Genomic DNA, 8,773 nt, shown 5'->3' on the forward strand with positions numbered 1-8,773 from the left:
CGACGAGGGGTGGCATCGGGCACCCATACCTCGCCTCGACCAGCACGACGCTCACCGCTGCCGCCCAAACAGAGGGAAAACTGTTCCGCCTCGTGGACTTCTTCAGCAGCCTGATAGACCTCGCCCATGTTCTCGCCATGCTTGGCCATGCAGGCCTCGCGGAATGCCTTGCCGGCATCGGTGCGCGGCGTGCCCAGCACGGTGCCCCAGATCATGCCTTCGGCGGCACCTTGCGCCAGGTCCGGGAACTCGGGCTGGCTCGGCCCGTATTGCAGACAGACCAGGCTGCCCGGCACCGGGTCGAAGGCGAACTGCTTGGCAAAGGCCGCCAGCTCGGCCGCGACCCAGTGGCTGATGAACACCACCCCGGGGTCCGAGGCCTTCAGCGCCGAAATCACCGGGGTCCAGTCCTGCACCGGGAACTGGATGTCGGTGATCGGGCCCTGTTCCCACTTGCCGCCCGATTCCGCGATGGCGCGCTGGGCGGCCTGGCTGATGACCTGGGTATAGGCCAGCTGTTCCTGCACGATGTGGATCTTGCGGTTCTTCGGCGCCCACTGCCCCGAGGCTTCGAGCTGGTCGAGATAGCGGATCAGCCCGTAGCCATACCAGGTCTCGTCCGGGTCGATCATGAAGATGTTGCGGTAGCGCTCGGGGTTTTCCGCCACCAGCTGCGCGCTGGCCTTGGAGGTGTTGCCGTGCATGTAGGGCACGCCATAGGCGGCCGCGGCATCCGTCGCCGGTTGCGGGATGATGACAAAGCTCGAGGCGATGGCGTGCACCTTGCGTTCGGCCAAGGCCTGGAACGCGCCCACTGTGCCTTCGGGCGACAGGATGTCGATGTCCACCACCTCGGGCTTCAGCATGCGCCCGTTCACGCCGCCTTCGGCATTGATCTTCTCGATCGCCATCATTGCGCCGTTCAGCCAGTCGCCGTGGTCGGCCACGCCGGCCAGGGTGGATTGCGCGGTGGGAATGCCCATGAGGATGTCCTGCGCAAGGGCGGACATCGGGGCAAGCGAAAGCGAAACTGCGGCCGCAAGCCGGACTGCGGCGGTCCTGATCGGTCTTTGCGCGATTGGGGAACCTCCTGTCGGGCCTGTATTGCGAACACGTTCACGACAACGGCGGCAGGATGCAAATGCACCCTGCCGGCCCGTTTCCGGGGGGGGCGGCGCGCGCGCTGTCGCCTCGGGCATTCCCGTTCCGCGCGAAAGGGTGCTAAGCAGGGTGCAGGCAACAGGCAGGGAGGCCAGGGCATGATCGCAGGCAAGCGCATCCTTCTGATCGTGGGCGGGGGCATCGCGGCCTTCAAGACCCCCGACCTGATCCGCAAGCTGCGCGAAGGCGGCGCCGAGGTGGTGCCGGTGCTGACCCGGGCCGGGGCGCAGTTCGTCACGCCGCTGACGCTGGCGGCGCTGGCCGGGCACAAGGTGCATCAGGATCTGTTCGACCTGACCGAGGAGGCCGAGATGGGGCACATCCAGCTCAGCCGGGCGGCCGACCTGGTGGTCGTGGCCCCCTGCACCGCCGACCTGATGGCCAAGATGGCGGGCGGCCATGCCGACGACCTCGCCTCGACCCTGCTGATGGCCACCGACAAGCCGGTGCTGATCGCGCCGGCGATGAACGTGCGGATGTGGGACCATCCGGCCACCCGGCGCAACCTGGCCACCCTGCAAGGCGACGGCGTTCGGGTGGTGGGCCCCAACCCGGGGCCGATGGCCTGCGGCGAATTCGGGCCGGGGCGCATGTCCGAGCCGCTGGAAATCGTTGCGGCGATCGGGGCTGCGCTGGGCGGCGGGCCGCTGGCAGGGCGGCGGGTGCTGGTCACCTCGGGGCCCACGCACGAACCCATCGACCCGGTGCGCTACATCGCCAACAGATCCTCGGGGGCGCAAGGCACCGCGCTGGCGGCGGCCTTGCGCGATCTGGGTGCCGAGGTGGTGTTCGTCACCGGCCCGGCCAGCGTGCCGCCGCCGCAAGGCGTGCAGGTTGTGGCGGTGGAGACCGCGCGGGCGATGCTGGAGGCGGTGCAGGAAGCCTTGCCGGTGGATGCCGCGGTTATGGCGGCGGCGGTGGCCGATTGGCGGGTGGCCAATGCCGCCGGGTCCAAGATGAAGAAGGACGGCTCGGGCAAGGCCCCGGCGCTGGAGTTTGCCGAGAACCCCGACATCCTTGCCACGGTGTCGAAGCACCCCACCGCCCGGCCCCGGCTGGTGGTGGGCTTTGCCGCCGAAACCGACGAGGTGATCGCCCACGCCACCGCCAAGCGCCTGCGCAAGGGCTGCGACTGGATCGTGGCCAACGACGTGCGCCCCGATACCGGCATCATGGGCGGCAGTTCCAACGCGGTGGCGATCATTTCCGAGGCCGGTGCCGAAAGCTGGCCGATGATGGGCAAGGACGAGGTGGCACGCCGCCTTGCCGCCCGCATCGCCGGGGCCCTGGCATGAGCGTTGCGGCGGCGCGTGCCGCGCCACGCCTTTGGTCTCGCGGCCCGGCCGGGGCCGGGTCCGCTCGGGCCTGCCTCCGGCGGGGATATTTCGGGCAAGGTGAACCATGCTGACCATCGCCATCCGGCGCGAGGACTGGGCCGACCCCGAGGTCGAGCTGCCGGCCTATGCCACCGCCGGCGCGGCCGGGGCCGACCTGCGCGCCAACCTGCCGGCGGCCTTGCGTGCATCCGGGCTGACCATTGCGCCGATGGCGCGGGTGCTGGTGCCGGCGGGGTTTCGCATGCAGATCCCGCCGGGCTACGAGGTGCAGGTGCGCCCGCGATCCGGGTTGGCGCTGAATCACGGCATCACGCTGCCCAACACGCCCGGCACCATCGACGCCGATTACCGCGGGCCGGTGGGGGTGCCGCTGGTCAACCTCGGGGCCGAGCCCTACGTGGTGGTGCATGGCGCGCGGATCGCGCAGATGGTGGTAGCGCCGGTGGTGCAGGCGCGCTTTGTCGCTGCGGCGGCGCTGAACGAAACCGTCCGCGGCACCGGCGGATTCGGATCGACCGGGGTAGGGTGAATGGCAACGGTTCTGGGGCTGATGGTTGCGCTTTGGGCCCTGGGCGCGGTGTTCGGCGTGCCGGGCCGGGTGCGGCTGGTGACGGTGGCGGTGCTCTGGCTGGCGGTGGTGCTGGCGCAGCTGGTGCTGCCGGCGGGGGCCACGCTGCGCGAGGCGACCGGCGGCCGGGCCGAGCCCTGGCTGGTGCTGGGCGGCGTGGCGGCGCTGGCGCTGGGATACCGGGCGCTGTTGCGGCGCATCCGGGCCCGGGGTGCCGTGCCGCCGGCGCCGCCCGCGCCCGGCAGCTTCGGCGCGGCCGAACTGGAACGCTATGCCCGCCACATCCTGCTGCGCGAGGTGGGCGGGCCGGGGCAGAAGCGGCTGAAGGCGGCGCGCGTGCTGGTGGTGGGGGCAGGGGGCCTGGGCAGCCCTGCCATCCTGTATCTGGCGGCGGCCGGGGTGGGCACCATCGGCATCGTCGATGACGACGTGGTGGAAAACTCCAACCTTCAGCGCCAGATCATTCATGCCGACGACCGCATCGGCCTGCCCAAGGTTGCGTCGGCGGCGATGGCGGTCAAGGCGCTCAACCCTTTCGTCACGGTCGTGCCGCACCGCCTGCGGCTGGACGAGGCCACGGCGCGCGACCTGATCGCGGAGTATGACCTGGTGCTGGACGGCACCGACAATTTCGACACGCGCTATCTGGTGAACCGGGTTTGCGCGGCGCTGGGCAAGCCGCTGGTGGCGGCGGCGATGACCCAGTGGGAAGGCCAGATCAGTGTTTACGACCCGGCGCAGGGGGCGCCGTGCTATGAATGCGTGTTCCCGGTGCGCCCCGCGCCGGGCCTTGTGCCCGCCTGCGCCGAGGCCGGGGTGATCGCACCCTTGCCGGGGATTCTCGGGTCGATGATGGCGCTGGAGGCGCTGAAGCTGCTGGTGGGCGCGGGCCAGCCCTTGCGCGGCCGGCTGCTGATCCACGACGGCCTGTTCGGCGAAACCCGCACCATCGCCACCCGGCGGCGCCCCGATTGCGCCGCCTGCGGCCACCTATCCCAGCCGGTAGTTTGAGGCGGTGACCCCGCCGAACAACCCGGTGTCGTGATAGACCACCCGGGCCGGGTCGGCTTCGGCCGCGCCGAGGGCGGCGAACAGCGGCACCAGGTGATCTTCCTGCGCGTGGCAGGTGCGGGCGTGGGGGGCCTGTTCCCAGTGCAGGATGCGGTCGGTGCGCGCCGCGGCGGGCAGGGCCATGCTTTCGGCCAGCCAGGCATCGAAGGCTTCCGAAGGCACGCGGGCGCCGGGCCCGAACAGGCGCAGGTTGTGATAGCTCAGCCCCGATCCCAAGATCAGCACGCCTTCGTCGCGCAAGGCCGCCAGCGCCCGCCCCAGCGCCAGATGCTCGGCCGGGTCGTAGCCGTGGCGCAACGATACCTGGAACACCGGCACCGACGCATCGGGATACATCACGAAGGCCGGCACGAAGCAGCCGTGGTCGAAGCCCTGCCGGTCGTCCAGCCGCACCGGCAGGCCGGCGGCGGCGATCGGCCCGGCGGCGCGGCGTGCCGGATCCGGCGCGCCCGGGGCCGGATTGACCACATCGTAGGTATGGGCGGGAAACCCGTGATAGTCGTAGACCATCGGCGGGTTGGCCGAGCACATCACGGCAAAGCGCGCATCCTCCCAGTGGCCCGAAATCATCAGGATCGCGCGCGGGCGTTCGGGCAGGTCGCGCACCATCTGCACGAAGCTGGCCTCCAGATTGGCGAACATCGCCCGCCAGTCGGGCATCCAGGGCCAGGGGCCGCCGCCGTGGCTGATGAAACAGGTGGGCATGCGGGCCATGATGTGCCTCCTGTCTGGTCGGGGTAAGGGCAGAATGCGCCTGCGCTGCGCATCGGGCAATCCGGCATCGCGGCAGGGCATCGGTGCGGCCGTGCACAGCTTGCGCCGCGCGGGCGGTTTGCCCATAGTCGCGCCAGTCCAACTGGGAGCCCGATCGATGAAAAAGCTTGCCGCGCTGGCCGCCGTTGCCGTGTCGCTGTTGTCCGTGCCCGCCCTTGCGCAATCGCTGCCCGACCTGGGCGGCCGCGAGATCGTGGTGGTGACGGAAAACGCCTATCCGCCGCTGCAATTCCTCGACAAGGACGGCAAGGCGGTGGGCTGGGAATACGACGCGATGGCCGAAATCGCCCGGCGCCTGAACGCCACCGTGACCTATCAGAACATCAGCTGGGATGCGATGATTCCGGCCGTGTCCGAAGGCCAGTTCGACATCGGCATGACCGGCATCACCATCCGCGACGACCGCAAGGACAAGGTCGATTTCTCGGATGCCTACATGCGGTCGGAAATGGTGATGCTGGTACGCGGCGACGAGACGCGCTTTGCCGATGCGGCCTCGTTTGCCGCCAACCCCGATCTGCTGATGGCCGCGCAGCCGGGCACCACGCCGTTCTACGTCGGCGTCTACGAGGTGCTGGACGGCAACGAGGCCAACCCCCGCATCAAGCTGTTCGAAACCTTCGGGGCCGGGGTTGCGGCCTTGCGCGCGGGCGACGTGGACCTGGTGCTGACCGACGGCACCGCCGGCAACGGTTATGTCGCCGCGTCGAACGGCGGGCTGAAGATCGTGGGCGACAAGCTGGGGACCGAGGATTTCGGCTTCATCTTCCCCAAGGGGTCCGATCTGGTGGCGCCGATCAACGCCGCCATCGCCGCGCTGCGCGCCGACGGCACGCTGGATGCGCTGAACACCCGCTGGTTCCTCGACTACAAGATGGGCGAATAAGCCGGCATGGCGCCCGGACAGGGGCGCGACTTTCCGCTCTGGCTCGTGGTGCTGGGCGGGGCGCTGGTCTGGGCCTTTGCGCTGGCCCTGACCAGCGACGTGCACGCCCAGATTCTCGCCACGTTGTGGAAGGGGCTGGGGGTGACCCTGCTGGTCACCGCCACCGCCTTTGCCGGCGCCAGCGCGCTGGGTCTGTTGCTGGCGCTGGGGTCGCTGTCGCGGCTGTGGCTGGTGCGGCAGGCGGTGCGGCTTTACGTCGAGGTGATGCGCGGCATCCCCATCATCGTGCTGCTGCTTTACGTGGCCTTCGTCGGGGTGCCCCTGGCGGTCGAGGCGTGGAACGCCCTCGGCCTGGCCCCGCTGCGCACCCGCGCCGTGCCGCTCTTGTGGCGCGCGGTGGCCGCGCTGGTGCTGGCCTATGCCAGCTTTCTGGCCGAGGTGTTCCGCGCCGGCATCCTTTCGGTCGATCCCGGCCAGATCGAGGCCGCCAAGGCCCTGGGCCTCAACCGCGTTCAGCGATTCCGGCTGATCGTGGCGCCGCAGGCGTTTCGCGTCATCCTGCCGCCCTACGGCAACGACTTCGTGGCGATGGTCAAGGATTCCAGCCTGGTTTCGGTGCTGGGCGTCACGGATGTGACGCAGCTGGGCAAGGTCGCGGCGGCCGGCAACTTTCGCTATTTCGAAACCTACAACATGGTGGCGCTGATCTATCTGACCCTCACCGTGTCGCTGTCGCTGGCCTTGCGGCGGCTGGAAGAACGCTTGCGCGCCCGCGCCGGGGCGGGGCCAGGGCGCCGCTGAGGCCCCCCGCCTGCGACGGCCTGCCGCAGGCGGGGTTGATGCAGGTCAAGGTGTGGCGGCTTCCGACGCGGCAGACTGGTGCCATGCCCTCTGGGGCAGCACCGGCGCCCTGTCCTGTTCGCGCGTTTCCTGGGGCGCCGGTGCCCTTTTCCTCGCACTCGGGCCGGCGCCGCTTGCAGGTGCCGGCCCTTTTCGTTGCGCTGCGGCGATTAGTTGCATCGCGCATCCGGGTTATTGATGCAAGTCAAGGCATCGGGCCGCGCCACGCGCCACACCATCCCCCGTATCCCTTCGCCGGAGCCAGATCGTGCCGTCCGATTCGACCCCCACCCCCGAGCCCTCGCTCTATTCCGCTCGCGAACCCGTCTTTCCGCGGCGCGTGAAGGGCAACTTCCGCACGCTCAAGTGGTGGATCATGGCGGTCACGCTGGGCATCTACTACATCACGCCCTGGATCCGCTGGGACCGCGGGCCGAACATGCCGGATCAGGCGGTTCTGGTCGATCTGGCGAACCGGCGGTTCTTCTTCTTCATGATCGAGATCTGGCCGCACGAATTCTACTTCGTCGCCGGTCTGCTCATCATGGCGGGCCTGGGGCTGTTCCTGTTCACCTCGGCGGCGGGGCGGGTCTGGTGCGGTTACGCCTGCCCGCAAACCGTGTGGACCGACCTTTTCATCCTGGTCGAACGCTGGGTCGAAGGCGACCGCAACGCCCGCCTGCGCCTGCACCGGCAAAAGTGGGATGCCGAAAAGGTCCGCAAGCGTCTGGTCAAATGGGCGGCCTGGCTGGCCATCGCCGTGGCCACCGGCGGGGCCTGGGTGTTCTACTTCACCGATGCGCCCACGCTGCTGCACGACCTGCTGACCTTTCAGGCCCATCCGGTCGCCTACATCACCATCGCCGTGCTGACCGCCACCACCTTTGCCTTCGGCGGCTTTGCGCGCGAACAGATCTGCATCTATGCCTGCCCCTGGCCGCGCGTGCAGGCCGCAATGATGGACGAAGACACCATCACCATCGGCTACCGCAGCTGGCGCGGCGAACCGCGGGGCAAGCTGAAGAGGGGCGCCGCCACCCCCGAGGCCGCGCAAGGCGACTGCATCGACTGCATGGCCTGCGTCAACGTCTGCCCGATGGGCATCGACATCCGCAACGGGCAGCAGCTGGCCTGCATCACCTGCGGGCTGTGCATCGACGCCTGCAACGACACCATGGACAAGATCGGCAAGCCCCGCGGCCTGATCGACTACATGGCCCTCACCGACGAGGCCGCCGAACGCGCCGGCAAGGCGCCCAAGCCGGTGTGGAAGCACATCCTGCGCCCGCGCACCATCCTTTACACCGTGCTGTGGTCCGGCGTCGGGCTGGCGCTGGTGGTGGCGCTGTTCCTGCGCTCGGACATCGATGTCAACGTCACCCCGGTGCGCAACCCGACCTATGTGATGCTGTCCGACGGCTCGATCCGCAACACCTACGACGTGCGGCTGCGCAACAAGTATCACGAACCGCGCATGATCCGCTTTTCGGTCGATGCGCCGGCCGGCGTGCGGATCGAACTCGAAGGCACGCCCGAAGTGCGCATGACGGTTGATGCCGACGCCACCTTGCAGCAACGTGTCTATCTGATCGCCCCGCCCGGGTCGCCGCTGGCCACCGCCGCCCGCACCGACCTGACCCTGTGGTTCGAGGCGGTCAACTCCTCCAGCCGGGTCAGCGCCGGCACGGTCTTCAACGGCAAGGGGCAGTGACATGGCACGCGAAATCACCGGCAGGCAGGTTCTGATCGGCACCGTTTCGGCCTTCGGCGTCATCATCGCGGTCAACCTGTTCATGGCCTATCAGGCGATCAGCACCTTTCCGGGGGTCGAGGCGAAGAACACCTATTACGCCAGCCAGAACTTCGACGCCGCGCGCAAGGCGCAACAGGCGCTGGGCTGGCAGGTGGCCGAAGACTACCGGGACGGGCACCTGACCCTGCGCATCACCGAGGCGGCCACCGGCCTGCCCGGCGCCGTGGCCGACCTGCAGGTTCTGGTCGGCCGCGCCACCGAAGCGCGCGAGGACCGGCTGCCGGTCTTCGTGCGCGAAGGCGGGGCCTTCGTCGCGCCGGTGGACCTGGCCCCCGGCAAGTGGCTGCTGAGGATCGAGGCGGTGGCCCGCGACGGCACCGCCT

General features: G+C 69.3%; 9 protein-coding genes. 7 read left to right on the forward strand and 2 right to left on the reverse strand.

Features of this window, described 5'->3' with window-relative positions; translation table 11 throughout:
* Nucleotides 1-983 (reverse strand): ABC transporter substrate-binding protein (locus ACK4S2_RS14970; RefSeq protein ID WP_409626134.1); only part of this gene is annotated, 983 nt, incomplete at its 3' end.
* A 276-nt stretch (nt 984-1,259) separates the two neighbouring features.
* Between ACK4S2_RS14970 and coaBC the strand changes: the two genes are divergently transcribed.
* From coaBC to ACK4S2_RS14985, 3 genes are all read left to right on the forward strand, one after another.
* Nucleotides 1,260-2,456 (forward strand): bifunctional phosphopantothenoylcysteine decarboxylase/phosphopantothenate--cysteine ligase CoaBC, encoded by a 1,197-nt coding sequence (coaBC, locus tag ACK4S2_RS14975; RefSeq protein WP_409626137.1) that lies wholly within the window; start codon nt 1,260-1,262, stop codon nt 2,454-2,456.
* Nucleotides 2,457-2,562: 106 nt separating this feature from the next.
* Complete coding sequence (dut, locus tag ACK4S2_RS14980) at nt 2,563-3,027, forward strand: dUTP diphosphatase (RefSeq protein WP_409626140.1); 465 nt, start codon at nt 2,563-2,565, stop codon at nt 3,025-3,027.
* Nucleotides 3,028-4,077 (forward strand): HesA/MoeB/ThiF family protein, encoded by a 1,050-nt coding sequence (locus ACK4S2_RS14985; RefSeq protein ID WP_409626143.1) that lies wholly within the window; start codon nt 3,028-3,030, stop codon nt 4,075-4,077.
* On the opposite strand, the gene ACK4S2_RS14990 is transcribed toward ACK4S2_RS14985, so the two are convergent.
* Nucleotides 4,057-4,851, reverse strand: a complete 795-nt coding sequence (locus tag ACK4S2_RS14990) for a dioxygenase (protein ID WP_409626146.1) — start codon at nt 4,849-4,851, stop codon at nt 4,057-4,059. The genes ACK4S2_RS14985 and ACK4S2_RS14990 overlap by 21 nt on opposite strands.
* Before the next feature lie 157 nt (nt 4,852-5,008).
* Here ACK4S2_RS14990 and ACK4S2_RS14995 point away from each other — a divergent pair, with 157 nt between their 5' ends.
* The 4 genes from ACK4S2_RS14995 to ACK4S2_RS15010 form a co-directional block, all read left to right on the forward strand.
* Entirely contained in the window at nt 5,009-5,797 is a 789-nt protein-coding gene (locus ACK4S2_RS14995; RefSeq protein ID WP_409626149.1) for a transporter substrate-binding domain-containing protein, read from the forward strand.
* Nucleotides 5,798-5,803: 6 nt separating this feature from the next.
* On the forward strand, nt 5,804-6,598 hold the full coding sequence (locus ACK4S2_RS15000) for an amino acid ABC transporter permease (protein WP_409626152.1): 795 nt from the start codon (nt 5,804-5,806) through the stop codon (nt 6,596-6,598).
* 304 nt (nt 6,599-6,902) lie between these two features.
* Nucleotides 6,903-8,348 carry a cytochrome c oxidase accessory protein CcoG gene (gene ccoG / locus ACK4S2_RS15005; RefSeq protein WP_409626158.1) on the forward strand — a complete coding sequence of 482 codons (1,446 nt, stop codon included), beginning with the start codon at nt 6,903-6,905 and terminating at the stop codon, nt 8,346-8,348.
* A 1-nt stretch (nt 8,349) separates the two neighbouring features.
* On the forward strand, nt 8,350-8,773 hold a 424-nt coding region (locus tag ACK4S2_RS15010; protein WP_409626155.1), incomplete at its 3' end, for a FixH family protein.

The sequence above is a fragment of the Gemmobacter sp. genome (genome assembly GCF_046292685.1).
In the GTDB taxonomy this organism is placed as follows: Bacteria; Pseudomonadota; Alphaproteobacteria; order Rhodobacterales; family Rhodobacteraceae; genus Wagnerdoeblera.

What these genes read in the sequence shown, in the direction of transcription:
- coaBC (WP_409626137.1), top strand. Translation starts at nt 1,260, where the DNA reads ATGATCGCAGGCAAGCGCATCCTTCTGATCGTGGGCGGGGGCATCGCG.
- dut (WP_409626140.1), top strand. Translation starts at nt 2,563, where the DNA reads ATGCTGACCATCGCCATCCGGCGCGAGGACTGGGCCGACCCCGAGGTC.
- ACK4S2_RS14985 (WP_409626143.1), top strand. Translation starts at nt 3,028, where the DNA reads ATGGCAACGGTTCTGGGGCTGATGGTTGCGCTTTGGGCCCTGGGCGCG.
- ACK4S2_RS14990 (WP_409626146.1), bottom strand. Translation starts at nt 4,851, where the DNA reads ATGGCCCGCATGCCCACCTGTTTCATCAGCCACGGCGGCGGCCCCTGG.
- ACK4S2_RS14995 (WP_409626149.1), top strand. Translation starts at nt 5,009, where the DNA reads ATGAAAAAGCTTGCCGCGCTGGCCGCCGTTGCCGTGTCGCTGTTGTCC.
- ACK4S2_RS15000 (WP_409626152.1), top strand. Translation starts at nt 5,804, where the DNA reads ATGGCGCCCGGACAGGGGCGCGACTTTCCGCTCTGGCTCGTGGTGCTG.